Annotated in this window: 24 protein-coding genes and 1 pseudogene; 13 read left to right on the top strand and 12 right to left on the bottom strand. The window is 73.7% G+C overall.

The features are described 5' to 3' along the window. Positions 1–17 precede the first annotated feature (17 nt). Positions 18–1,664, bottom strand: a pseudogene (locus tag CRP51_RS29820) (ABC-F family ATP-binding cassette domain-containing protein); the annotation flags it as partial. Positions 1,665–1,785: 121 nt separating this feature from the next. On the opposite strand from CRP51_RS29820, the gene CRP51_RS25945 reads away from it, so the two are divergent. Then, positions 1,786–2,433, top strand: coding sequence for a TetR/AcrR family transcriptional regulator (locus CRP51_RS25945; protein ID WP_097233776.1), 648 nt, complete (start codon positions 1,786–1,788; stop codon positions 2,431–2,433). 50 nt (positions 2,434–2,483) lie between these two features. Beyond that, on the top strand, positions 2,484–3,080 hold the full coding sequence (locus CRP51_RS29810; protein ID WP_245880811.1) for a hypothetical protein: 597 nt from the start codon (positions 2,484–2,486) through the stop codon (positions 3,078–3,080). Between the two features lie 25 nt (positions 3,081–3,105). On the opposite strand, the gene CRP51_RS25935 is transcribed toward CRP51_RS29810, so the two are convergent. Together CRP51_RS25935 and CRP51_RS25930 are read right to left on the bottom strand one after the other, a co-directional pair. Next, positions 3,106–3,759, bottom strand: coding sequence for a response regulator transcription factor (locus CRP51_RS25935; protein WP_097233775.1), 654 nt, complete (start codon positions 3,757–3,759; stop codon positions 3,106–3,108). Continuing rightward, positions 3,750–4,970 carry a sensor histidine kinase gene (locus tag CRP51_RS25930; RefSeq protein WP_097233774.1) on the bottom strand — a complete coding sequence of 407 codons (1,221 nt, stop codon included), beginning with the start codon at positions 4,968–4,970 and terminating at the stop codon, positions 3,750–3,752. Before CRP51_RS25930 ends, CRP51_RS25935 begins: the two co-directional genes overlap by 10 nt. Positions 4,971–5,079: 109 nt before the next feature. On the opposite strand from CRP51_RS25930, the gene CRP51_RS25925 reads away from it, so the two are divergent. Beyond that, complete coding sequence (locus CRP51_RS25925; RefSeq protein ID WP_097233773.1) at positions 5,080–6,639, top strand: serine hydrolase domain-containing protein; 1,560 nt, start codon at positions 5,080–5,082, stop codon at positions 6,637–6,639. Here the strand turns inward: CRP51_RS25925 and CRP51_RS25920 are convergent. Then, on the bottom strand, positions 6,599–7,525 hold the full coding sequence (locus CRP51_RS25920) for an NAD(P)-dependent oxidoreductase (RefSeq protein ID WP_097233772.1): 927 nt from the start codon (positions 7,523–7,525) through the stop codon (positions 6,599–6,601). The genes CRP51_RS25925 and CRP51_RS25920 overlap by 41 nt on opposite strands. Positions 7,526–7,598: 73 nt before the next feature. Here CRP51_RS25920 and CRP51_RS25915 point away from each other — a divergent pair, with 73 nt between their 5' ends. Further along, entirely contained in the window at positions 7,599–7,955 is a 357-nt protein-coding gene (locus tag CRP51_RS25915; protein WP_097233771.1) for a winged helix-turn-helix transcriptional regulator, read from the top strand. A gap of 165 nt (positions 7,956–8,120) precedes the next feature. On the opposite strand, the gene CRP51_RS25910 is transcribed toward CRP51_RS25915, so the two are convergent. Next, positions 8,121–8,942 carry a MerR family transcriptional regulator gene (locus CRP51_RS25910; protein WP_097233770.1) on the bottom strand — a complete coding sequence of 274 codons (822 nt, stop codon included), beginning with the start codon at positions 8,940–8,942 and terminating at the stop codon, positions 8,121–8,123. Beyond that, positions 8,935–9,477 carry a VOC family protein gene (locus CRP51_RS25905; RefSeq protein ID WP_097233769.1) on the bottom strand — a complete coding sequence of 181 codons (543 nt, stop codon included), beginning with the start codon at positions 9,475–9,477 and terminating at the stop codon, positions 8,935–8,937. Before CRP51_RS25905 ends, CRP51_RS25910 begins: the two co-directional genes overlap by 8 nt. Before the next feature lie 201 nt (positions 9,478–9,678). Between CRP51_RS25905 and CRP51_RS25900 the strand changes: the two genes are divergently transcribed. The 7 genes from CRP51_RS25900 (at position 9,679) to CRP51_RS25870 (ending at position 17,329) form a co-directional block, all read left to right on the top strand. Continuing rightward, positions 9,679–10,431 carry a class I SAM-dependent methyltransferase gene (locus CRP51_RS25900; RefSeq protein ID WP_097233768.1) on the top strand — a complete coding sequence of 251 codons (753 nt, stop codon included), beginning with the start codon at positions 9,679–9,681 and terminating at the stop codon, positions 10,429–10,431. A gap of 55 nt (positions 10,432–10,486) precedes the next feature. Then, positions 10,487–10,993 carry a helix-turn-helix domain-containing protein gene (locus CRP51_RS25895; protein ID WP_097233767.1) on the top strand — a complete coding sequence of 169 codons (507 nt, stop codon included), beginning with the start codon at positions 10,487–10,489 and terminating at the stop codon, positions 10,991–10,993. 48 nt (positions 10,994–11,041) lie between these two features. Continuing rightward, positions 11,042–11,605: a hypothetical protein gene (locus CRP51_RS25890; RefSeq protein WP_097233766.1), complete on the top strand. Its 564-nt coding sequence runs from the start codon at positions 11,042–11,044 to the stop codon at positions 11,603–11,605. 117 nt (positions 11,606–11,722) lie between these two features. Beyond that, positions 11,723–12,058, top strand: a complete 336-nt coding sequence (locus tag CRP51_RS25885; protein WP_097233765.1) for a DUF2516 family protein — start codon at positions 11,723–11,725, stop codon at positions 12,056–12,058. Positions 12,059–12,155: 97 nt separating this feature from the next. Beyond that, entirely contained in the window at positions 12,156–12,776 is a 621-nt protein-coding gene (locus tag CRP51_RS25880; protein WP_097233764.1) for a DUF47 domain-containing protein, read from the top strand. Positions 12,777–12,783: 7 nt separating this feature from the next. After that, positions 12,784–13,782, top strand: coding sequence for an inorganic phosphate transporter (locus tag CRP51_RS25875; protein WP_097233763.1), 999 nt, complete (start codon positions 12,784–12,786; stop codon positions 13,780–13,782). A gap of 205 nt (positions 13,783–13,987) precedes the next feature. Next, positions 13,988–17,329 carry a S8 family peptidase gene (locus CRP51_RS25870; protein WP_097233762.1) on the top strand — a complete coding sequence of 1,114 codons (3,342 nt, stop codon included), beginning with the start codon at positions 13,988–13,990 and terminating at the stop codon, positions 17,327–17,329. Positions 17,330–17,378: 49 nt separating this feature from the next. Here CRP51_RS25870 and pstB read toward each other — a convergent pair whose 3' ends face one another. Genes pstB through pstS form a run of 4 tightly spaced genes read right to left on the bottom strand, consistent with a single transcriptional unit; the run spans position 17,379 to position 21,377 of the window. Further along, a complete protein-coding gene (gene pstB, locus CRP51_RS25865) occupies positions 17,379–18,158 on the bottom strand; it encodes a phosphate ABC transporter ATP-binding protein PstB (protein ID WP_097233761.1) in 780 nt (259 codons plus the stop codon). 17 nt (positions 18,159–18,175) lie between these two features. Beyond that, positions 18,176–19,261: a phosphate ABC transporter permease PstA gene (pstA, locus tag CRP51_RS25860; protein ID WP_097233760.1), complete on the bottom strand. Its 1,086-nt coding sequence runs from the start codon at positions 19,259–19,261 to the stop codon at positions 18,176–18,178. Further along, positions 19,258–20,244: a phosphate ABC transporter permease subunit PstC gene (gene pstC, locus CRP51_RS25855; RefSeq protein WP_097233759.1), complete on the bottom strand. Its 987-nt coding sequence runs from the start codon at positions 20,242–20,244 to the stop codon at positions 19,258–19,260. The genes pstA and pstC overlap by 4 nt, the downstream gene beginning before the upstream one ends. An 8-nt stretch (positions 20,245–20,252) precedes the next feature. Continuing rightward, a complete protein-coding gene (gene pstS, locus CRP51_RS25850) occupies positions 20,253–21,377 on the bottom strand; it encodes a phosphate ABC transporter substrate-binding protein PstS (RefSeq protein WP_245880810.1) in 1,125 nt (374 codons plus the stop codon). Positions 21,378–21,572: 195 nt separating this feature from the next. On the opposite strand from pstS, the gene CRP51_RS25845 reads away from it, so the two are divergent. After that, entirely contained in the window at positions 21,573–21,941 is a 369-nt protein-coding gene (locus CRP51_RS25845) for a metal-sensitive transcriptional regulator (RefSeq protein WP_097233793.1), read from the top strand. 28 nt (positions 21,942–21,969) lie between these two features. Here the strand turns inward: CRP51_RS25845 and CRP51_RS25840 are convergent, their stop codons facing one another. Continuing rightward, entirely contained in the window at positions 21,970–22,794 is an 825-nt protein-coding gene (locus tag CRP51_RS25840) for a hypothetical protein (RefSeq protein WP_097233757.1), read from the bottom strand. Between the two features lie 102 nt (positions 22,795–22,896). On the opposite strand from CRP51_RS25840, the gene CRP51_RS25835 reads away from it, so the two are divergent. Next, positions 22,897–23,100 (top strand): hypothetical protein, encoded by a 204-nt coding sequence (locus CRP51_RS25835; protein WP_245880809.1) that lies wholly within the window; start codon positions 22,897–22,899, stop codon positions 23,098–23,100. A 4-nt stretch (positions 23,101–23,104) separates the two neighbouring features. On the opposite strand, the gene CRP51_RS25830 is transcribed toward CRP51_RS25835, so the two are convergent. Next, on the bottom strand, positions 23,105–23,782 hold the full coding sequence (locus CRP51_RS25830; RefSeq protein WP_097233756.1) for a phosphatase PAP2 family protein: 678 nt from the start codon (positions 23,780–23,782) through the stop codon (positions 23,105–23,107). Between the last annotated feature and the right edge of the window lie 11 nt (positions 23,783–23,793).

Here is a 23,793-nt window from a genome sequence, read left to right as displayed (position 1 = left end):
GACGGCGGGGCGGGCGGAGCCTGCGCGGCGGACGGAGCCGGTGCGGCCGGGGGGCGCGCGGGTGTGAGGGAGAGGCGCGTGCCGCGCCAGCGGGCGCGCAGGCGGCGGTCGTGGCTGACGACGACCACCGTCCCCGGGTAGTCGGCCAGCGCGGCCTCCACCTCCTCGACCAGCGCGGGCGAGAGATGGTTGGTCGGCTCGTCGAGCAGCAGCACGTCGACGGGCGCGTCGACCAGGCGGGCCAGCGCGAGACGCTGCCGTTGGCCGGTGGAGAGCCGTGCCACCGGCACGTCGAACCGTTCGGCGGCGAACAGGCCGAGGGCCAGCAGCCGTTCGGCGTGTTCCTCCCCGGTGCCCGGCCGGCCGGCGGCGAAGGCCGCCAGCAGGGTCTGCCCGGGGAGGGCGGGCGGCGGCTCCTGGCCGAGCCTGGCGACGCGGCCACGCGCGGTGAACCGGCCACGGTCCGGAGCGAGTTCGCCGGCGAGCACGCTCAACAGGGTGCTCTTGCCCGAGCCGTTGACCCCGGTGACCAGCAGCCGGTCGCCGGCCTCGACCGCGAGGTCGAGCGGCGCGAGCCGGCCGTCGACGGCGAGCCCCTCGGCGGCGAGGACCGTGCCGGCCAGCGCGTCGGCGCGCAGCGTCGGGCGGAAGCGCAGCGGCTCGGGCGGCGGCGGCACCGGGTCGGCGCGCAGCCGCCGGAGCCGTTCCTCCGCGTTGCGCACCCGGCCGGCGACCGAACGCTGCACCCGGCCCCCGGCCCGGTCGTAGGCCATCTTGTTGCCGTCGCGCATCCCGCGCCCCGGCGCGACGCGGCGGGCCGTGGTGGTGGCGGCCTCGGTCAGCCGCTCGGTCTCGGCCAGCCAGGCGGCGTGGGCGGCGGCCCAACGGCGGCGGGTGGCGGCGTGTTCGGCGAGGTAGCCGGCGTAGCCGCCGCCGTGCCTGACGAGTCGGCGACGGTCGGCGTCCAGCTCCCAGACGGTGGTGGCCACCCGTTCCAGCAGGTCACGGTCGTGGGAGACCAGCACGGTCGTGCCGCGCCGGCCGCGCAGGTGGTCGGCGAGCCAGTCGACGGCGCCGTCGTCGAGGTGGTTGGTCGGCTCGTCGAGCAGCAGCACCTCGGGGGCGGCGGCCAGCAGCGCGGCCAGCCGCAGCCGGCCCAACTCGCCGCCGGAGAGCGTCCCGACGCGCCGTCCGCGTGGCAGGGCGGCCAGGCCGAGGCCGGCGAGCGCGCGTTCCAGCCGGGCGTCGGCGTCGTAGCCGCCGCGCAGCTCGAAGACGGTGAGCAGCCGGCCGTACTCCTCACCCCCGGCGCCGAGCGCGGCGCTCTCGTCGGCCGCCATCCGCGCCTCCAGGGCGCGCAACCGGCCTTCCAACGCGCGGAGTTCGGCGAGGGAGCGGTCCAGCACCCGCTGGACGGTGAGGTCGGCGGGCAGCGTCTCCTCCTGGAGGAAGTGGCCGACGCCGCCCTCGGCGCGGACCACGACCCGGCCCGCGTCGGGTCGGTCGACGCCGGCGAGCAGCCGCAGCAGGGTGCTCTTGCCCGAGCCGTTCTCGCCTACGACGGCGGCGCGTTCACCGGCGGGGAAGGAGCAGTTGACCGCGTCGAGAACGGGGCGGCCGTCGAAGGTCCTGGTGAGGTCGTGTGCGGTGATCTGGGTGCGCAAGGGTGGGCTCCGTGGTGTGCGAGGCGGGAGCGGCCGGGACGGGCCGCGCGGTCGGACGAACACCTCGGATGAGCACCAGGGCACCCCATAAATGCGACAACAGTTGCGTTAGGATGTTGCCATGGAGCCTCCGCCGCCGTCAACCGACATCCCGCCGCCGAGCCCGCCCGAGCCCGCGCCCCGCCGCCGCCCCGGCGGGCGCAGCGCCCGCGTCCGCGCGCTGGTGCACCGGGCGGTGCGCGAGCAACTGGTGGCCGAGGGCTACGACGGGCTGACGGTGGACGCGGTCGCCACCCGCTCCGGCGTGCACCGGACCACGGTCTACCGCCGCTGGCGGGACGTCGGCGGGCTGCTGGCCGACGTGCTGGACGCGGCGGCCGACGACGGCTGGGCGCCGCCCGACACCGGCTCGCTGGAAGGGGACCTGGCCGCGCTCAACGAGGAGGTCGCCGCCGGGCTCACCGAGGACCCGCCGATCGCCATGGCGCTGATCGCCGCGTCGTTCCGCTCCCCCGAGGCCGCCGAGGCGCTGCGCCGCTTCTGGGACGACCGCTACCGCCGGTGCGCGCCGGTGATGGAACGGGCGGCGGCGCGCGGCGAGTTGCCGGGCGCCGCCACGGACGACCGCGCGCTGCTGATCGCCGCCACCGCGCCCGTCTACCACCGCCTCGCCCTGCTGCGCGCCCCCGCCGACCCGGCCCTCCCCGCCACCGCCGCCCGCACGGCGGCCCTGGCGGCGACGGCTGGGGCGTTCACCCTCCCGGGCTGAGCCCGATACCCGGGTGCCCCCGGCGGGGCCCCGGTGGCAGGGTGGTGCGCATGGGTGACGAGGCGGGGATCCGGCGGCATCGGGATCGGGGTGGGTCGCTGACCGCGTTCGCCGATCGGCTGCTGGTGGTCTGCCCCGGCTGCGGCGGGCGCGCGGTGGTGGTGCCGAGGCCCGACCTGCCGGCTCCGCGCTGGGGCAGCGAACTGCTGTTCATGCCACGCAGGTTGACCTGCGGCGGCTGCGGTCTGGTCCGCGCGTGGCAGGCGGAGCGGAAGGGTCCCGCGCTGGTCGGCGCGGTGCTCGGCGGGCCGGACGACCCGTTCTTCGGCCAGTCGCTCTGGCTGCGGACGCCGTGCGTCGGCCATGTGCTGTGGGCGTACAACGCCGCGCACGTCGAGGCGTTGGCCGCCTATGTCGGCGCGTCGCTGCGCGAGCGCGGCCCGTTCTCCCCGACGTCGGCCATGATCGCCCGGCTGCCGGAGTGGATGAAGCGCGGGCGGCACCGCGCGCCGGTGCTGGCCGGGCTCGCCACCCTCGCCGAGCTGGCCGAACGCTCCTCCCCCGCCGACCGCTCGCCGGCCGCCCACCCCCACGGCGGGCGCCCACGGCCGCACGAGGCACTGCTGTTCACGAGGGAGCCGTGGTGAGCGGCGCGGGCTCGGGCCGCGCGGATCACGCGCCGCCGCCGAGGTAGGCCAGGACCGCCAGCACCCGGCGGTGGCCGGCGACGTCCTCGTGCAGCTCCAACTTCCGCAGGATCGCGCCGATGTGCTTGTTGACGGCGGCTCCCGAGACGTGCAGCCGGTCGGCGATCTCCGTGTTGCCCAGCCCCTCGGCCATCAGCGCCAGCACCTCGTGCTCGCGCGGCGTCAGCCGGGAGACGGGGTCGGCGCCACGGCGCAGCAGTTGGCGCACCACCTCGGGGTCGAGCGCGGTGCCGCCGGCCGCGACGCGTTCCACGGCGGCGACGAAGTCGGCGACCGCCGCGACCCGGTCCTTCAGCAGGTAGCCGACGCCCAACTCCCCGCCCAGCCGCAGCAGATGGTCGACATAGGAGCGTTCCAGGTACTGGCTGAGCACCAGCACCGGCAGCCCCGGGCGCGCGGCACGCAGCGCCAGGGCGGCCCGCAGGCCGTCGTCCCCGTTGCCGGGTGGCATCCGGACGTCCGTGATCACCACGTCCGGCGCGTGCTCCAGGGCCCGTTCGACCAGCGCGTCCGCGTCGCCGACGGCCGCCACCACCCGGTGGCCGAACCGGGTCAGCACCCCGACCAGCCCGTCCCGCAACAGCGCCGAGTCCTCGGCCAGCACCACGGTCAGCGACACGGCAACTCCGCCTGGAGCAGCGTCGGTCCGCCGATCGGGCTGGAGACCCGCAGCCGTCCGCCGGCCGCGTCCACCCGGTCGGCCAGCCCCTCCAGGCCGCCGCCCTCCGCCGCCGCAGCGCCGCCGCGCCCGTCGTCCCGGACGGCGACGGTCAGCACGTCGGCCCGCACCCGCGCCTCGACCTCGGCGCCGGCGGCGCCGCTGTGCCGGGCGACGTTGGTCAACGCCTCGGCGACCAGGAAGTATCCGGCGCTCTCGATGCCCGGCGGCAGCCGCCCCGGCAGCTCCACGTCCAGCGCGACGGGAACGGGGGAACGGTCCGCCAGGTTCTCCAGCGCGGCGCCCAGCCCGTGGTCGACGAGCGCCCTGGGGTGCACGCCCCGGCACAGCTCCCGGAGTTCGGTGATGGCGAGTCCGATCTCCTCCTGGGCGTCGGCGAGTTGACGCTCCGCCGGCGAGTCGGGAGCCGCGTCAAGCCGGGCGAGGCCCAGCCGCATCGTGACGGCGACCAGCCGCTGCTGCGCCCCGTCGTGCAGATCGCGCTCGATCCTGCGGCGTTCCGCGTCGAACGCGTCGACCAGCCGCGCCCGCGACGCCCTGACCTCGGTCAGCTCCCGCCCCAACTCCCCGTCCCTGGGCGCCAGCACCAGCCGGGTCAGCGCCGCCCTGGCGCCGGCCCAGGCCGTCAGCGTGTAGGGCGCCGCCGGCAGCAGCGCCACGCCGACCACCAGCCAGGGCCAGGCAGAGGGGTCGTCCACCGGGGAGTGCGCCAGCAGCGCCGGAAGCCCCAGCGCGAAGCCGAGCACCAGCAGGTCGAGCCACCACAGCGCGGTCAACGAGACGGCGGTGAAGCCCAGTTCGCGCCAGGTGGCCGGCTCCCGAAGCCGGGCAGCCACCCAGGCGCGGGCGCCGGGGCGCGGGGGCGCGCGATGCGGGTCGGGCACCGGGTCGCGGTCGACCAGCCGCAGCCGCCACCGTTCGACCCTGGTCACGAACACGCCGGAGAGCGCCACCGCCAGCAGGAGCGGCGCGCCCACGCCGACGACCACCGTCGCCAGCCCGGCCACCGCGAGCGTCAGCAGGACGGCGGCGGCCAGCGCGCCGAAGACGACGCCGGTCGCGGTGTAGAGCAGCGCCCGCCACGGCCAGGGCGTGGCGAGGAAGCGCAGCGGCCGCCGCGCGAGGGCGGCCCAGGCCGTTCGTTCACGCACCGGGCGACCATAGCCGCCGGTGGGCGGGCGCGCGGTAGTGCCCGCACTACCTTTTGTCTCCCTCGCGGGTCAGTGCGCGGCCCCGGCGCGCCCGGCTGGGATTGGCGGCATGTGGAAAGACGCAACGAGAAACGGGGCGGGCACCGCCCCCGGGACCGCCGGAACGGCCGGGCGCCGCGCGGTGCTCCGGCTCGCGGCCGGCGCCGCCGCGCTGCTGGCGCTGACCTGCGCGGCCCCCGGGGCGGCGCGGGCCGCCGAGGAGCGGCCCACGCTGGACGCCGCCTCCGTCGACGCCCATGTGCGCGACTATCTGGACGACACCGGGCTGCCGGGCGCCGTGGTCGCGGTGACCAGCGGCGAACGGGTGGTGCGGGCCGCCGGTTACGGCCGCACCGCCGAGGGCCGGCCGCTGACGGCGCGGACCCCGGTGCCCGTCGCCTCGCTCTCCAAGTCGATGACGGCCTGGGCGGTGCTCCGGCTGGCGGCGGACGGGCGGATCGCGCTGGACGAGCCGGTGGCCGCACAGCTCCCCGAGTTCGCCATGGCCGACCCCAGGGCCGAGGAGATCACCGTCCGCCAACTGCTGAACCAGACCTCGGGCATGGCCGACTCGGCCCACCCGGACCTGGTGCTGCCCCAGCCGGAGAGTCTCACCGAGGCCGTCGCCGCGCTGCGCGACGCGCGCCTCGCGGACGACCCGGGCACGGCCTGGCACTACCACAACACGAACTACGCGGTGGCCGCCCGGCTGGTCGAGGTGGTCAGCGGGGAGCCGTTCGCCGACCACCTGGCCGACGCCGTCCTCCGCCCGCTGGGGATGGGGGACAGCGTCGCCGTCGACTCCACGACCGAGATGCCGGAGGGCGCGCGCGGCCATGTGCGCGCCTACGGGCGGCTCTTCGAACGGGACCATCCGCGCTGGTTCACCGGCGGGGCCTTCGGGGTGGTCACCACCGCCGACGACCTGGGTGACTGGCTGGTGGCGCAGCACACCCTCGGCGTCTCGGCCGACGGCCGCCGGGTGCTGCCGGAGGCCGAGGCGCGGCTGGCGCACACCCCGCCCGAGGGGCGGGAGTACGCCATGGGGTGGAGCGTGAGCCCGGAGGGCGAGCGCCCCTTCCGGCTGCAACACACCGGGCAGTTGCTCACCCAGAACGCGATACAGATCCTGCTGCCCGAACACGGCGTCGGCATCGCCGTGGCCACCAACACCGGGATGATCTCGGGCGACGACGCCGTCGCGCTGGCCGACGGGCTGGTCGATCTGGCCGAGGGGCGCGCGCCGGGCGACCACCGGCCGTTCACCCTCACCGCCGACTGGGTGCTGGCGGCGTTCACGGTCGGGGCCGTGGGGCTGGGCGCGTGGGGCGTCCGGCGCGCGCGCCGCTGGGCGCGGCGCGCGGCGGACGGCCCGCGCTGGCGCGCGGCGCCGGGGCTGCTCTGGCCGCTCGTGCCCCTCGCGCTGCTGTTCTGGCTGCCCGAGCTGTGCGGGCTGGCCATGGGCCGGCGCGGCACCTTCGGCCAAGTCGTCTACGTCTGGCCGGCGTTGGTGATCTGGACGGTGGCCGGCGCCGCCGCGTCGGCCGCCGTGCTCCTCGCCCGCTGCGGGGCGCTCGCCGCGCCGGCGGTCAGGCGGTGGCGCGCGAGCCGCGTCGCAGCAGTTCGGTGATCCTGATGAACCCGTCCTGGCCGTGGCCGAGCCCCACCGCCCGGTGGGTCAACCCCTGGACGGCGCGCATGATCCCCGCCTCGATGCCGTGGTGCTCCGACGCCTCGACGATGTGCGAGGCCGCCGACGCCGCCGAGGTCAGCGGGCTCTCTTCGCCGCTGAACGTGCCCGAGTCGACCTCGGCGGCCAGCTCCTCGAAGATCGGCGGCAGGATCCTCGCGATCCCGTCGGCGAACGGCGCCAACTCCCGCGCGCCGATGCCCTCGGCACCGGCGACGGCCAGCGCGTGGGCGAAGCCGCCCATCGCCGAGTAGAAGACGTCGAGCAGCGCGATGTCGTAGGCGGCGGCCAGCCCGATCTCCTCACCCAGATGGGTGTGGGCGGCGCCCAGCGCCTCCAGCACCGGCAGGTGCCGGCGGAAGAGCGCCTCGGGGCCGCTGTGCAGATAGACCGCGTCGGGGGTGCCGATGGTGGAGGTCGGCGTCATGATCGCGCCGTCGAGGTAGTCGACGCCGTGCTCCTCGGCCCAGGCCGCCAGTGCGCGGACGCGCTGCGGGATGTCGTTGGACAGGTTCACCACCGTGCGCCCCCGCAGCGCCTCGGCCACCCCCTCGCCGCCGAGCACGCCCTCGACGGCGCGGTAGTCGACCACGCAGACCACGGTCAGTTCGCTGGCCGCGACCGCCTCGGCGGCAGTGGCGGCGGCGAGCGCGCCGCGTTCCACCAGGGCGCCTTCGCGGCCCGGCGTCCGGTTCCAGACGGTGGTCCGGTGGCCCCCGGCGAGAAACGCCCCGGCCAGCGCCCGGCCCATCGGCCCGAGCCCGAGCACGGTCACGGAAGACCGGTCGGTCGCGGGCTGTTGTGCGGTGGTGGTGGACTCGTTCATGGTGCTCCGCCTTCTTGTTTCCTTGACCCAACGGGTAACGACCCATACACAAACACGGACAAAAGGGGTATCGATGACGCGTAGCCGCGCCAACGACACCGAGGTGTGCGGCGTCACCGCCGCGATCGCCGTGATCGACGGCAAGTGGAAGACCGCCCTGCTCTGGCAGCTGGAGTCGGGCCCGCACCGCCCCGGCGAACTGCGCCGGCTGCTGCCAGGCGTCAGCGAGAAGGTGCTGACCACGGCGCTCCGCGAGATGGAGACCGACGGGCTGGTGCACCGACGCGTCTACGACGAACTCCCGCTGCGCACCGAGTACTCGCTGACCGCCTTCGGCCGCGAGCTGTCGGAGGTCCTGGGACCGCTCTCCGACTGGGGCCACCGCCGCCTGGAACGGCTCGTCGAGGCGGGCACCGCGCCCGCCCACTGAAGCCACCGCCCGCCCTCACCCGCACGGCCCGGCCCCGGCCGCCCCCACCAGCCTGACGGCGGGGGCGGGCGACGCCAAGTACCCACTTTTTTGTGGGTGCCCCGGGACGCGGCGCCCGGTGCGGGTGCCCCCCGGGCTTGGTGCCCCGTGTCGTGGCCCCCGGCCCTAGCTCCAGGTCGCGGTGTCGGGATCGATCCCGTGGGCCCGCGCGTTGGCGTCCACCACGCGGCGGAACCACGCCGCGAGGCCGACCCGGACGCCGTCGTAGTGCGCCGCGAACCCCGGGTCGGACGCGTACATGCGGCCCAGGCAGACCTGCATCCCCCGGGTGAGGGGGAAGTACGAGGCGAAGACCTCGCGATGCCGCTCGGCGAGCGCGTTGGCCTCCGCGCTGCCCGGAGCGACACCGGCGTCCATCGCCTCGCCGAGCGCGCGGTCGAGGGCGGTGACGGCGTCGGCGACGGCCCCCCACTCCTCGGGCCCGCGCGAGGCCGCACGCTCGACGTACTGCCGCCACTGCGCCGTGTCCCCGTAGCGCCGCCGCGCCTGGGCCGGCCACCGTGGGTCCCAGTCGGGGCCGAAGAGCGCGGCCTGCTGCTCGACGGTCAGCAGCAGGCCGCGCTCGTGGGCCTCGATCATCCGGTCCAGCCCGGTGCCGAGCCGCTGGAGGCGCTCGATCCGCTCGTCCACCTGCGCGCGCTGCGCGCGCAACGCGCCCGGCACGTCCGCCGTCGAGTCGTCCAGGACGGCGCGGATCGCGTCCAGGTCGAGCCCGAGCTCGCGGTAGACCACGACGCGGTGCAGGCGTTCCAGGTCGCCGGCGCCGTAGAGCCGGTACCCGGCGGCCGTGCGCGACGACGGCCGGGCGAGTCCGATCTCGTCCCAGTGGTGCAGCGCCCGGACCGTCACGCCCAGACGCGCGGAGACCTGTCCGACGGTGAACCCTCCGGCGTCCGAGGGCTCGTCGGCGTCGACGGCTTCAGCCATGTTCCCCATTGTCGCCCCGGCCGGGGCGGGTGCCGGGGCCGGTGATCCCGATGGCCTCCAGGTTCCGCGCCTCCTGGCTCGCCGGGTCGAAGGGCTTCGCCGCGGTGAGCACGATCCGCGCGTTCTCGGGGGTGATCACCGTGATGTCGCGGGTGTTCCAGGGGGTGTCCCGAGGGCCGTCGACGGAGTCGGGGCGCAGCGCGCGGCAGTCCGCGACGACGCCGTCGAGCTGGCTCAGCACACACGCGAAGCTCAGACTCATCGCCGGCGGCCGTTCCTGGGCCTCGGCCTCCGAGACGAGCAGCACGTCCTGGAACGCCCAGCGCCGCAGGTGCACCAGCGTGCCGGGGATGCCGAACAGCTCGAAGAAGCCGAGCCCGCGCACCCAGAAGTCGACGGAGGCCGCCAGGTCGTCGGTCGGCACGGTGGCGAAGGCGGGCATCCCGTAGATGCCACGGAACGGCTCCGGCGGCACCGCCTCAGGGCCCGGCGCGGGCACGGGGCTGATCTCGAACGCGTCGTAGTGGTCGCTCATGGCCCCGACCCTCCCGCCTCACGCCGCGTGAGGGTCAAGCCGGGACCGGTCGGACCTGGCGTGCGGTCGCTCGGGCGCGGCCCCGTCCCGCGCGCCGGAAGCCGGCGACAAGGACGTCTGGAACCGCGACGCGCCGGCCGGCGTAGTGCACCGAGACAGCGCCCGTGCGCTGCGCCGAGACGACGAGACGGAGACCGCGACGTGCCTGCCGCCGAGGACCGCGCCCAGTCCGCACCCGCCGCCCGGGTGAACGACTACGACAGCTTCGCCGAGACCTACTCGGCCCTCAACGAGACCAGCCTCCTGAACGCCTACTACGAGCGGCCCGCGATGCTGTCCCTCGCCGGGGACGTGGCCGGCCGCCGGATTCTCGACGCCGGCTGCGGCTCCGGCCCGCTGTTCGCCGCGCTGCGCGACCGAGGCGCCCTCGTCACCGGCCTCGACTCCAGTGCCGAAATGGTGGAGCTGGCGCGGCGGCGGCTGGGTGCCGGCGCGGACCTGCGGGTGGCCGACCTGGGCGACCCGCTGCCGTTCGCCGACGGCGCGTTCGACGACGTCCTCGCGTCGCTGGTGCTGCACTACCTGGAGGACTGGGGCCCGACGCTGGCCGAGACGCGGCGCGTGCTCGGGCCAGGCGGCCGACTGATCACGTCGGTGCAGCACCCCTTCGTGGACTACGCCCACCAGGACCCCCGGCCCGACTACCACGCGACCACCGAGTACGCCCAGGACTGGACCGACCTGCTGGGGCGGCCGGCCCGGATGACCTTCTGGCGCAGGCCACTGCACGCGATGACCGACGCCTTCACCGCGGCCGGCTTCCGTCTGGCCGTCATCAGCGAGCCACAGCCCGATCCGGCCGCCCGCGAGCTGTACCCCGACGACTTCCACGACCTGTCGACCAGGATGTGCTTTTTGTTCTTCGTGCTTGAGGTGCCCTCGGCCACCCCATAGCCTGCCGCAAGCAGGACGCTTGCAATAGCTAGCACGTTGGTGCACGCTGGAGCGCATGGCTTCACTCGGTGTGGGAGACCTGGGCGCGTTCCTGCGGGAGCAGCGGCGGCAGGCGCAGCTGTCCCTGCGGCAGCTCGCCGACGCGGCGGGGGTGTCCAACCCCTATCTCAGCCAGATCGAGCGCGGGCTGCGCAGGCCCAGCGCCGAGATCCTCCAGCAGCTCGCCAAGGCGCTGCGGATCTCCGCCGAGACGCTCTACGTGCAGGCCGGCTTTCTCGACGAGCGGGTACAGGAGGAGGCCGACGCGACCCCGGGCCCCGGGGTGCGCGAGGCGGTGCTCGCCGACCCCGGACTGACCGAGCCGCAGAAGGCGGCCCTGATCCAGATCTACACCTCGTTCCGTGCCGAGACCGCCGCGACCGCCGCGACCGAGCCGCGCGGGGCGGCGGACGAGGCGGCGGACGAGGCGCCGACGCCCGGGACCCCGCGCGGCGACGAGAGGCGCCACACAGGCGACGCGCACGCCGCGCACGAGACGCACGCCACGCACGACGACCACTGACCACCGAATCCCGGAGACCCACGGGAACCCACGGGAGGGGAAACCACCATGGCCATCACGGACGACCTGCGGAAGACGCTGACCGAGTCCACGCCGCTCTATGTGGCGGCCGGCACCGCCGATCTCGCCGCGCAGAAGCTGCGCGAGCTGCCCGCCACCCTGGAGCGGCTGCGCGCCGAGGCGCCCGAGCAGCTGCCCCGGATCCGCGAGCGCGCCCAGCACGCCGCGCTGACCGGCGTCGGAGTGGCGCTTGAGTACGCGGTCAAGGCGCGGGAGACCTATGACGGCCTCGCCGAGCGCGGCAAGACCGTGGTCGAGCGCCGCCGCGCCGAGGAGGAGGGCGCGGGCGACTGGGACGAGGTGACGGTGGAGCGCGCGTCGGTCACCGACCCGGTGGGCGCCGACCCGGTGGGCGCCGAGCCGTTCACCGAGCCCGCCAGCGTCACCGAGGAGGCGGAGGCCGCAGCCAGGGCGGCGGCCACCGCCACCGAGAAGCCCGAGGCGTCGGCCGAGCCCGCCGCGAAGAAGGCCACGGCCGCCAAGCCGCGCCGGGCCAACGGCACCCGCAAGACCAACACCGCGCCGCCCAAGCGGATGCCGCCCAAGGACTGAGCGCATACCGCGCCGACGGCCGGGAACCCTGGGCATTACCGACCGGGGCTCCCGGCCGGTAGCGTGGAAGGCAACCATCGGCAAACAGCCGCAAACGGACACAGTGGGTGGCGGAGCATGTTTTACGAGACGTTTTTGTCGCTGTGGTTCTACCTCTTCCTCGGGCTGCTGATCCTGAGCGGCTACGCGCTGATCCACGCGGCCCTCCAGCGGGAGGACGCGTTCCGCGCGGCGGACAAGCAGACCAAGCCGACCTGGCTGATGATCCTCGGCGGCGCGGTCGCCGTTCAGCTGGTCTTCCCGTGGCTGCTGCTGGTGCTGGTGTCGACCGTCGCCACCATCGTCTACCTCGTCGACGTCCGCCCGGCGCTGCGCGCCGTGACCGGCGGTGGCGGGCGCGGCGGCTGGAGCAGCAGCGACGGCCCCTACGGCCCGTACAACGGCGGCCGCTGAGGCGTCGGGCGGCGCGGGACGTGGGAGGGTTAGCCGTGGCTTGTTCCTGCACTTAGCATCAACAGGACAACAGCCGCTGAACGCCAGAGGAACTGCCGTGCGCTTTCGCCTGAAGCCGAAGGAGACCAGCTTCTACGAGCTGTTCGCCACCGCGGCCGACAACGTGCTCAGTGGCTCGAAACTGCTCATGGAGCTGCTCGGCGCCGACGCCGCTACGCGTGTTGAGATCGGCGAGCGGATGCGCGCCGCCGAGCACGCGGGGGACGACGTCACGCACGCGATCTTCCACGAGCTGAACTCCTCGTTCGTCACCCCGTTCGACCGGGAGGACATCTACCGGCTGGCCTCGCTCCTCGACGACATCATGGACTTCATGGAGGAGGCGGTCGACCTCGTGGTCCTCTACGAGATCGACGAGCTGCCCAAGGGCGTGGAGAGCCAGATAGAGGTGCTGGGCAGGGCGGCGGAGCTGACCGCCGCCGCGATGCCGAGGCTGCGCGACATGCGCGACCTCAACGAGTACTGGATCGAGGTCAACCGCCTGGAGAACCAGGCCGACCAGGTGCACAGGAAGCTGCTCGCGCAGTTGTTCAACGGCGGCTTCGAGGCCATCGAGGTCATGAAGCTGAAGCAGATCGTGGACGTGCTGGAAGAGGCGGCCGACGCCTTCGAGTCGGTCGCCAACACGGTGGAGACCATCGTGGTCAAGGAGTCCTGAAACCACCGTGGACACCCTCGCACTGGTCGTCGTCATCGGCGTCGCGCTCTTCTTCACCTACACCAACGGATTCCACGACTCCGCGAACGCGATCGCCACCTCCATCTCCACCAGGGCGCTGACCCCGAGGATCGCGCTGGGGATGGCCGCCGTGATGAACATGGCGGGCGCCTTTCTGGGCTCGGGCGTGGCCAAGACCGTCAGCGAGGGGCTGATCGCGACCCCGACGGGCCGACAGGGGATGGTGATCCTCTTCGCGGCGCTGGTCGGGGCCATCGCCTGGAACCTGATTTCCTGGCACTACGGGCTGCCCTCGTCGTCCTCGCACGCCCTCTTCGGCGGGCTGGTCGGCGCGGCGCTGGCCGGCAGTTCGACGGTGCACTGGGACGGGGTGCTCACCAAGATCGTGCTGCCGATGTTCCTCTCGCCGCTGATCGGCCTGGTCCTCGGCTATCTGGTGATGGTCGGCATCCTGTGGGCGTTCCGGCGGGCCAACCCGCACCGCGCGCAGCGGGGCTTCCGGATGGCGCAGACCGTCTCGGCGGCGGGCATGGCGCTCGGCCACGGGCTCCAGGACGCGCAGAAGACCATGGGCATCGTGGTGATGGCGCTGGTGATCGCCGACGTCCAGGACGAGGACGACGGCATCCCGGTCTGGGTGAAGATCTCCTGCGCGCTGATGCTCTCGCTGGGCACCTACGCCGGCGGCTGGCGGATCATGCGGACGCTGGGCCGGCGGATCATCGAGCTGGACCCGCCGCGCGGCTTCGCCGCCGAGACGACGGCGGCCTCGGTGCTCTACTCGGCGTCCTACTTCTTCCACGCGCCGATCTCCACGACCCATGTGATCACCTCCGCGATCATGGGCGTGGGCGCGACCCGGCGGGTCAGCGCGGTGCGCTGGGGAGTGGCGGGGTCCATCGTGCGGGGCTGGTTCATCACCATGCCGGCCGCGGGCGGGGTGGCGGCGCTCTGCTACTGGCTGGTGCACCTCGCCGTCGGCTGAGCGCCGGGGAGAGGGCCGGGGCGGCGGCTGAGAAACCATACGCGACCGTCCAGAAAACGCCCACGCATCGCCATGGTCACGAATCGGTCACAGCCCCCACACGCTTCCCACCCTCAGAGGCATGGCCTCCGGCTCTCCCTCTCGCCAATGATCGGAGTCGGGGAGGAGCTGTTTCTCCCGCCAACTACTGTTGTCAGGGGTAGATTTGAGATTTCGTCAAGGCAGGGAGGGCGGCCGCGCGGCCGGCCGGCGGACCGGGTTCCGGGTCACCACCGCCGCGACCGCCACGGCCGTCGCGCTCGCCGTCACCGCGGGCCTCACGACCACCGCCCAGGCAGAGACCTCGCGCGCGGGCGAGGTGCCCACCGTCACCGAGAAGCAGGCCGGGGGCGAACGCCTCACGTTGATCACCGGCGACCAGGTGGTCCTCGGCCACGACGGCGAGGTCGCCGGGCTGATACCGGCCGAGGGCCGGGAGTCCATACCGGTGCGCACCGCGCGCGTCGGCGACAGCGTCCAGGTGCTGCCGGCCGACGTGCTGCCGTTGATCCACGAGGGGAAGCTCGACCGGCGCCTCTTCGACATCACCGCCCTCGGCGCGGCGCGTGACCAGTCGGACGCGCTGCGGCTGATCGTCAGCTACTCCGGGGACAGGAGTGCGAACGAGCTGTTCGCCGACGCCGCCCCCGAGGTCGGGGCCACCCTGGCCTCCGTCAACGGCGAGGCGCTGTCGGTCGCCGACGCCACCGACGCCGCCGCGCTGTGGGGCGCGCTGACCGAGCGCGCCGACGGCGCGGCCACGCTCTCCACGGTCCCGGCCGTCGAGTCGGTCGCGCTGGACGGCGTGGTGACCAAGTCCCTCGACGTCAGCGTTCCGCAGATCGGCGCCCCCGACGCCTGGGAGGCCGGCTTCGACGGCACCGGCGTCACCGTCGCCGTCCTGGACACCGGCATCGCCGCCGACCACCCCGACCTCGGGGCGGACCGGGTGATCGCGGAGCAGAACTTCTCCGACTCGGACTCCGCCAGCGACCGCGACGGCCACGGCACCCACGTCGCCTCGACCGTCGCCGGCACCGGCGACCCGTACAACGGGGTGGCGCCCGGCGCCTCGCTGCTCAACGGCAAGGTGCTGGACGACGGCGGCAGCGGCTGGGAGTCCGACATCATCGAGGGCATGGAATGGGCCGTCGGCGAGGGCGCCGACATCGTCTCCATGAGCCTCGGCGGCCCGGCGCTCGACGAGGTCGACCCGATGGAGGAGGCCGTCGACAACCTCTCCGCCGAGAGCGACTCCCTCTTCGTGATCGCCGCCGGCAACTCGGGCCCCTTCGAGGCCAGCATCGGCTCCCCCGGCACCGCCGAGTCCGCGCTGACCGTCGGCGCGGTGGACGACGACGACGCGCTGGCGGACTTCTCCTCCATCGGGCCCCGGCTGCGCGACGGCGGCGTCAAGCCGGACGTGACCGCGCCCGGCGTGGACATCGCCGCCGCCGGCGCCGAGGGCGCGGCGATCTGGGAGTACGGCACCCCGGTCGACGACACCCATGTCGCGATCTCCGGCACCTCGATGGCCACGCCCCATGTCGCGGGCGCCGCCGCGCTGCTGGCGCAGGCCGACCCGGACCTCACCGGCGAGCAGCTGAAGGCGGTCCTCGCCGGCTCGGCGATCGGCGCCGACGGCTACACCCCGTTCCAGCAGGGCACCGGCCGCGTCGACGTGCCCGCCGCCCTGGCGCAGCAGGTCATCACCGAGGGCGCCGGCCTCAACTTCGGCCGGGTGGAGTTCCCGCACGAGGACGCCGAGCCGGTCACGCGGGAGCTGACCTACCGCAACCTCGGTGACGCCGACGTCACCCTGGAACTGACCGCCGAGGGCACCGACCCCGAGGGCGCCCCGGCGCCCGAGGGCCTGTTCTCGCTGAGCGCCGAGGAGGTGACCGTCCCGGCCGGCTCCACGGCGACCGTCGAGGTCACGGCCGCCACCTCCGCCGGCGAGGCGTTCGGCGCCCACACCCTCACCGTCACCGCCACCGGCGACGACACCACCGTCACCGCGGTCGGCGCCGTGGAGCGCGAGGAGGAGCTGTTCGACCTCACCGTCGAGGGCACCGACCGCGAGGGGAACCCGTCCGCGGAGTTCGACGCGACCGTCATCGACACGGCCACCTTCGACTCCTACCGGCTGCTCGGCTCCGAGGGCACCGCGACCGCGCGGGTGCCCGAGGGTGAGTACCTGGTCGAGGTGGGCCACTACCTCATCGACGAGGAGGCCGAGGAACTGGTCGGCCTCGACTGGCTGGTGGAGCCCGAGGTCCAGGTCTCCGAGGCCACGACGGTCGACGCCGACGCCTCCGTCGCCGCGCCCGTCGAGTGGACGGTCGAGGACGAGGCCGCCGGGGAGAACGACCTGAACGTCGGCTTCAACCTGCTCGACCCGGAGTCCGGCGAGACGACCCTCTCCTACGGCTGGTCCGCGGGCGGCCTCGCCCAGGGCTTCCACACCGGCGCGCTCGACACGCCGGACAACCCCGACGCGTTCCTCGGCACCGCCGACGCCAACTGGCTGAACACCGAGGAGAACGCCCGCTACGCGGACGCCACGACCCTCCCGGGCGAGTTCCCCACCGGGCTGACCGAGCACCTGGCGCTGGACGAGACCGCGCTGCTGCGGACGTCCGTCGGCTCCTCGGTACCGGACACCACCGGCTCACTGTTCGTCTACCCCGAGGCGTCCGGCTGGGTGTCCTCCCCGATCGTCGCGCTGCCGCTGACCGTCGACCTCCACGTCCGGGCCGGCACCGGCTGGGCGATGGACTTCACCCAGGACACCGAGGAGGTCCCCTTCGCGGTCTTCGGCTACACCGACGGCTACACCGCGTACGAGGCGGGCGAGACCCACGACGTCACGTTCAACGTGGGCGTCCACGGGCCCTCGGCCGACGGCGGTACCGGACTCTTCCGCGAGGGTGAGCTGCTCTACGGCACCGCGGGGCCGTTCACCGACGGCGGCGGCAACGGCGCCTGGAGCGAGTACGACGCGGGCTCCACCACGCTCTACCGCGACGGCGAGGAGTTCGCCACGGCGGAGAGCCCGTTCGAGGAGACGGAGTTCACGCTGCCCGCCGAGGAGGCCGAGTACCGGCTGGAGACCACCGTGTCCAGGAGCGCGCCGGTCGCGGCCGTCTCCACCGAGGTCAGCGCCGCGTACACCTTCACCTCCGCGGCGACCGAGGAGCCGACCGAACTCCCCTTCAGCGCCGTCCGCTTCGCCCCCGAGCTGGCGCTGGACAGCACCACCCCGGCCGGTGAGACGCTGGACGTGCCGGTCACCGTGGAGGGCGCGGCGGCCGACAACGCCGACGCGCTCGTCCTGACCTACTCCACCGACCGCGGCGAGAGCTGGCAGGACGTCGAGGTCGTCGACGGCGTCGCCCGGATCCCCAGCCCGGAGGCGGGCGGCAGCGTCTCCCTGCACGCCGAGATCGAGGACGGCCGGGGCAACGCCCTGGAACAGACCATCCTCGACGCCTACCTCACCAGGTAGGCGATGCGCGGGCCGCGTTCCCCTCCCCCTCGGAGGGGAACGCGGGCCGTCAGCCGAAGCGGCCCGAGATGTAGTCCTCGGTGGCCTGGACGGACGGGTTGGAGAAGATCTTCTGCGTGTCGTCGATCTCGATCAGCTTGCCCGGCTGGCCGATCGCCGCCAGGTTGAAGAACGCGGTGCGGTCGGAGACCCGCGCCGCCTGCTGCATGTTGTGGGTGACGATCACGATGGTGTACTCGGACTTCAGCTTGTCGATCAGGTCCTCGATCGCCAGCGTCGAGACCGGGTCAAGGGCCGAGCACGGCTCGTCCATCAGCAGCACGTCCGGCTCGACCGCCGTGGCCCGCGCGATGCACAGCCGCTGCTGCTGGCCGCCGGAGAGCCCGGAACCGGGCCGCGAGAGCCGGTCCTTGACCTCGTTCCACAGGTTGGCGCCCCTGAGGTTCCGCTCCACCAGCTCGTCCATCTCGGACTTGCGCCGCGCGCCCCCGTTGAGCCGGATACCGGCGGCGACGTTGTCGTAGATCGACATGGTGGGGAACGGGTTCGGCCGCTGGAAGACCATCCCGATCGTGCGCCGCACCGACACCGGGTCGACGCCGGGACCGTACAGGTCCTCGTTGTCCAGCAGCACCCGGCCCTCCACCCGGCCGCCGGGGGTCACCTCGTGCATCCGGTTGAGGGTGCGCAGAAACGTCGACTTGCCGCAGCCGGACGGGCCGATGAACGCGGTCACCGCGCCCGGCTCGACGTGCATGGTGATGTCCTCGATCGCCTTGTGGGCGCCGTAGTACGCGGTCAGTCCGCTGACATCGATGCGCTTGGCCATGATGGGTGGCACCTCTCCTAACGGCCGGTCTTGGGGGCCTTCCAGCGGGCGATGCCGCGGGCGACCAGGTTGAGAATCATCACCAGGGCGATCAGCACCAGCGCCGCGGCCCAGGCCCGGTCATAGGCGGCCTCGGTGCCGTAGGCCCACTGCTCGTAGACGTAGAGCGGCAGCGAGGACTGGGCGCCCTCGAAGACGTTGGCGTTGATCATGTTGTTGCCGAACACCAGCAGGATGATCGGCGCGGTCTCGCCGGCGATGCGGGCCAGGGCCAGCATCACACCGGTGGTGATCCCGCCGATGGCGGTCGGCAGCACCACCTTGAGGATGGTGCGCCACTTCGGGATGCCGAGCGCCAGCGACGCCTCGCGCAGCTCGCCGGGGACCAGCTTCAGCATCTCCTCGGTGGAACGGACCACGATCGGCATCATCAGGATGGACAGCGCCAGCGCGCCCGCGAAGCCGGAGTAGCCGAGGTCCAGCATCATGATCCACAGGCTGAGGACGAAGAGCCCGGCGACGATCGAGGGGATGCCGGTCATCACGTCGACGAAGAAGGTGATCGCCTTCGCCAGCCGGCCCCGGCCGTACTCCACGAGGTAGACGGCGGTCAGCAGCCCCACCGGGATCGCCAGCACCGAGGCGAGCGCGACCTGTTGGACGGTGCCGAGCAGCGCGTGGTAGATCCCGCCGCCGTCCTGCCAGCTGAGCACCCCGTTCATGGAGTGGGTCAGGAAGTACCAGTCGACGCCTGGCCCGCCGCGCGAGACCGTCTCCCACAGCAGCGAGGCCAGCGGCAGCAGCGCCACCACGAAGCTCGCCCACACCAGCGTCGAGGCCAGCCGGTCGACGGCCTGCCGCCGACCCTCGACGGCGGAGGTCAGCGCGAAGCGGGCCACCACGAAGACGATCGCGGCGATCAGGCCCCACTGCGCCCGGCTCTCCAGCCCGCCGAGCAGGCCGACGGCCACGCCGACGGCGGCGGACCCCAGCAGCAGCGCGGCCAGCGACCAGCGCGGCAGCCGGGGCGGACGCAGCGTCTTGGGCCGGACGTCGGCGGCCGTCGGGGCGGACTTCACGGTGGTCTGACCGGTCTGGCTCATGCGTTGGCCCCCGAGTACTCCTTGCGGCGGGCGATGATCAGCCGGGCCGCGCCGTTCACCAGCAGGGTCAGCAGGAAGAGCACCAGGCCGGAGGCGATCAGGGCGTCCCGGCCCATGGAGCCGGCCTCCTTGAACTGGCTGGCGATGTTCTGCGCGAACGTCCCGCCGCCGGACTCCAGCACGCTGGCGTTGATCAGGAAGCTCGGCGAGAGGACGGTGGCGACCGCCATGGTCTCGCCGAGGGCCCGGCCGAGGCCGAGCATCGAGGCGCTGATCACCCCGGACCTGCCGAACGGCAGCACGGTCACCCGGATCACCTCCCAGCGGGTGGCGCCCAGCGCGAGCGCCGCCTCCTGGTGGGCCTTGGGCGTCTGCTGGAAGACCTCGCGGGTGACGGAGGTGATGATCGGCAGGATCATCACGGCCAGCAGGACGCCGACGGTCATCAGCGAACGCGCGGGGCTGCCGTCGTAGGCGAAGACGCCGGTCCAGCCGAGGACGTCGTCCAGCCAGTCGTAGGTGCCGGTCAGCCGGGGCACCAGGTAGAGGGCGCCCCACAGGCCGTAGATGATGCTGGGCACGGCCGCCAGCAGGTCGACCAGGTAGCCGATGGGGGTGGCCAGCCGGCGCGGCGCGTAGTGGGAGAGGAAGAGCGCGATCCCGACCGCGACCGGCACCGCGATCACCATGGCGATCACCGAGGAGACGACGGTGCCGAAGAGCAGCACCGCGATCCCGAAGTACGGCGGGTCGGCGTTGGCGTCCCAGGCGAACGTGGTGAGGAAGTTGCCCTCGTTGGCCCGGATGGCGACCACGGCGCGGATGGCGAGGAAGACCGCGATCGCGGCCATGATCACCAGCAGCGCGATGCCGGAGCCCTTGGAGAGGTTGCTGAACACCCGGTCGCCGAGGCGCGTGGTGCTCTGGCCCCGGGCCCCGGCGGCGGGGGCGGGGTCGGGCGTCTTGGTGTCGTTCACGGTCATGTCTGGCCCTAGTCCATCGCCTCGACGCGGTTCCGCACCTGTTCGATGATGTCGTCGGAGATCGGCGCGTAGTCGATCTCGGCCAGCGCCCGCTGGCCTTCCTCGCCGGCGGTGTAGTCGAGGAACGCCCTGGTCAGGTCGAGGGTGGCGGGGTCGTTGCCGCCGTCGCAGACGATCTCATAGGTGACCAGCACGATGGGGTAGACGCCCTCCTCCCGGGTCGCGTAGTCCAGTTCGAGCGCCAGGTCCCCGTCCTCGCCGACCACCTCGGCCTGGCCGATCGCGTTGGACGAGTTGTCCACGGTGGCCTCGACCGGCTCGTCGGCGCCGGTGTCGACGTTGACGGTGTCCAGGCCGTTCTGGTGCGCGTAGGACAACTCGAAGTAGGCGATGGCGCCCTCGTTCTGCTGCACCATCCCGACCAGCCCGGACGAGCCGTCGGCCGACTGGCCGCCCCGGCCGCGCCACGCCTTGTCGGGCTCGTGGGGCCAGTCCTCGGGGGCCGACTCGTGCAGGTACGTCGTCAGGTTCTCGGTGGTGCCCGAGCCGTCGGAGCGGTGGAACGGGGTGATCGCCAGGTCCGGCAGGTCGACGCCGGGGTTGAGCGCGGCGATGGCCGGGTCGTCCCAGCGGGTGATCGCCGAGTCGAAGATCCGCGCCAGGGTGGAGGCGTCCAGCGCCAGGTCGGGCACGCCTGGCACGTTGTACCCCAGCGCGATGGGGCCGGCGGCCATCGGCAGATGGATCGCGCGCCCGCCGTCGCGGCAGACCCGGCGCGACTCCTCCACCTCGGCCGGGGAGAGCAGCGAGTCGGAGCCGGCGAAGGCGGTGGTCCCCTGGAGGAACTCCTGCACGCCGGCGCCCGAGCCGGTCGCCTTGTAGTTGATCTGGCTGCCCTCGCAGTTGGCCTGGTAGGTGTTCACCCAGACCTCCATGGCGTTGGCCTGGGCGCTCGATCCGGAGGCGAGCAGCGTGCCGCCGGGTCCGCAGTCGAGGTCGTCCACCGTGAAGTCGACCGCCCCGGGCAGCCCGGAGTTGTCGTCGGTGCCGCAGGCAGTGAGGACCAGGGCGCCCGCCGCGAGCGCGGCACCCAGGCCCAGTGCCCGCCGCCCCCTGGTGCGCGAAAGCTTCACTGTCGTCGATTCCTTCCGGTTACCGTTCTCACCTGAAAGTAGGTTGATCAGGTGAATCGACCTACGGTCGAAAGTGAATAGCAAATGAATCGAACCAGGCGGCCAGGTTGCCGGCCGGGTGCACGATACTGCCCGGTTGGCGGACCGATTCGTTACGCTATACCCGTCAGGGGTATATGAGCAGAAGGCGGCGATATGACCACGACCCAGAGGGCGGCCGAGCCCGGCGCGACCGGTGACGAGGGCGCGTCCGCCCCGGTCGAGGAGCACGGGCGGCATGGCCGGCACGGCTACAGCAAGGACAAGGACGCCCACCTCAAGCGGCTGCGCCGCATCGAGGGCCAGGTCCGGGGGCTCCAGCGGATGGTCGAGGAGGACGTCTACTGCATCGACATACTGACGCAGGTCTCCGCCTCCACCAAGGCGCTCCAGTCCTTCGCGCTCCAACTGCTGGAGGAGCACCTGCGGCACTGCGTCGCCCACGCCGCCCGGGAGGGCGGGCCGGAGAGCGACGCCAAGGTCGAGGAGGCGACGGCCGCCATCGCCCGGCTGCTGCGGACCTGAACGGCGCGCTCCCGGGGGCGGCCGGCCCTCAGGCCACGGCGCCCCAGTAGACCTCCGCCGGCTCCGGCAGAGCCACCTCCACGGGCACGCCGAAGCCGAAGAGCGTCACCGTGGAGGTCACCTCGACGACGCGCACCCCCTGGGCCAGGCTGAAGCGGTGGCGCACCCCGCGGGGCGCGCCCGCCTCGTCGAGATAGGCGTCGAACGGCACCTCGGTCCTGGCGAACCCGTCGACCGCCGCCGCCAACTGCTCCCTCGCGGGTCCGGGCCCGGCCGCCTCCGCCGCGGCGGCGATGTCGGTCACGCCCCGGTAGTGGCGCACCGGCTCGCCGCCGAGACGGGTCTCCCCGAGGTCGTCGGCGCTGCGCGCGCCGCGCAGCAGGGCGAACGCGGTCATCGGGTCGGTGGCGCCGCCGGTCACCAGGTTGCCGTCGGGGACGCCGACGACCTCGACCCGCACCCACTTGTCGGGCGGGACCCCGGCGCCGCGGTTCTTCATGAAGAGTTCACCAGGGGCGAAGACCTCGGTGACGGGCTCCGGCCCCGACCCCTCGTCGTCGGGACCCGGCGGCAGCGTCACCCGCAGCTCGCCGAGGCCCCTGGCGTAGTCGAAGACGCCCTCGCCCCTGATGGTGACCTCCGTGCCGCCGGAGGCCATCCGCATCGCGGTGCGGGCCCGCGAGCTGCCGGACTCCGCCAGCAGGTCGGCCGACTGCCGCACCGTCCCCAGCGGGTCGCCCGCCCCCCGCGCGTCGGGCGCGGCCGAGCCGGTGCCCGAGCACCCGCCCAACGCCAGCACCAGGACGAGCAGACCGCCCCAGCCACGCGCGGCCGTCCGCCGCCTCACCACCATGCCCTCTGGCACCCCCGGCACCGCCGCACGCGTCCGACCGTTCGCTCACCGCTTTCCGACTACCGGCTAACGAGGTCCGGTCCCGGCCGTTACGGTGGTGGGGTGGACGACCGCGTGGAACGCCGCATGGGCCCTGTCCCCGAGCCGCTGACCGCCCCACCCGACGCGACGTCCGACCACCGCGTGGAGCTGCTCGAACGCGGACCGTTCCTGCTCGCCCGCTGTAGCTGCGGCTGGGCCGCCCCGGCCCGCAGATCGCGGCCGCTGGCCAGGAACGAGGCCCGCACCCACGCGGCGGGGGCGTAGCCCCTCAGGCCGCCAGCCCGCTCTCGTCCGGCTCGGCCGCGGGGCGACCCGCCGCCCGGCCGGCGGTGGTGTCGCCCGGACGGGAGAGCCAACCGAACCACCTGGACCCGGCCGCCACCCGCACCAGCGGCGTGAGCACCGCCGTGGCCAGCGGCGCCAGCAGCAGCGCGACCGCCATGCCCAGCGCGTAGCCGCCGACCACGTCCGTCGGATAGTGCACCCCCATCACCACCCGCGCGACGCCCTGCGCCAGCGCCAGCGCGAACGCGACCAGGCCGAGCGTCCTGTGCACCAGGAAGAGCGCCACGGCGATCGCCATCGCGACCCCCGCGTGATCGCTGACAAACGCGTAACCGTCCTTACCCTCAAGGAGAACGGTCAGATCCGGATGGTTCTCCACCGGACGCGGTCGTGCGACGAACTCGCGGATCGGCGCGTTCGCCAGCCAGGTCAACCCCGCGGCCAGCAGCGCCCACAGACAGCCCGGCACCGCCTGCGGCGCGTCCGGGCGGCGGCGCACCAGCCCCCAGGCGACCACCACCAGCGCCAGCAGCGCCAGCGGAAGGCCCGTCTCACCGACGAGGTTCACCAGTGAGCGCCCCCAGCCGGGCAACCGCTCGGCAAGGCCGTTCACCTCGTAGAGGACGTCGAGTTCGAAGTCCGGGTCGTCGCGTTCAGCCATGTGCCGCGTGG

It is taken from the genome of Streptomyces zhaozhouensis (assembly GCF_900230195.1).
GTDB lineage: Bacteria > Actinomycetota > Actinomycetes > Streptomycetales > Streptomycetaceae > Streptomyces > Streptomyces zhaozhouensis.
Note: the sequence above shows the minus strand (reverse complement) of the source record. Positions and strands in the feature narration are given on the sequence as shown.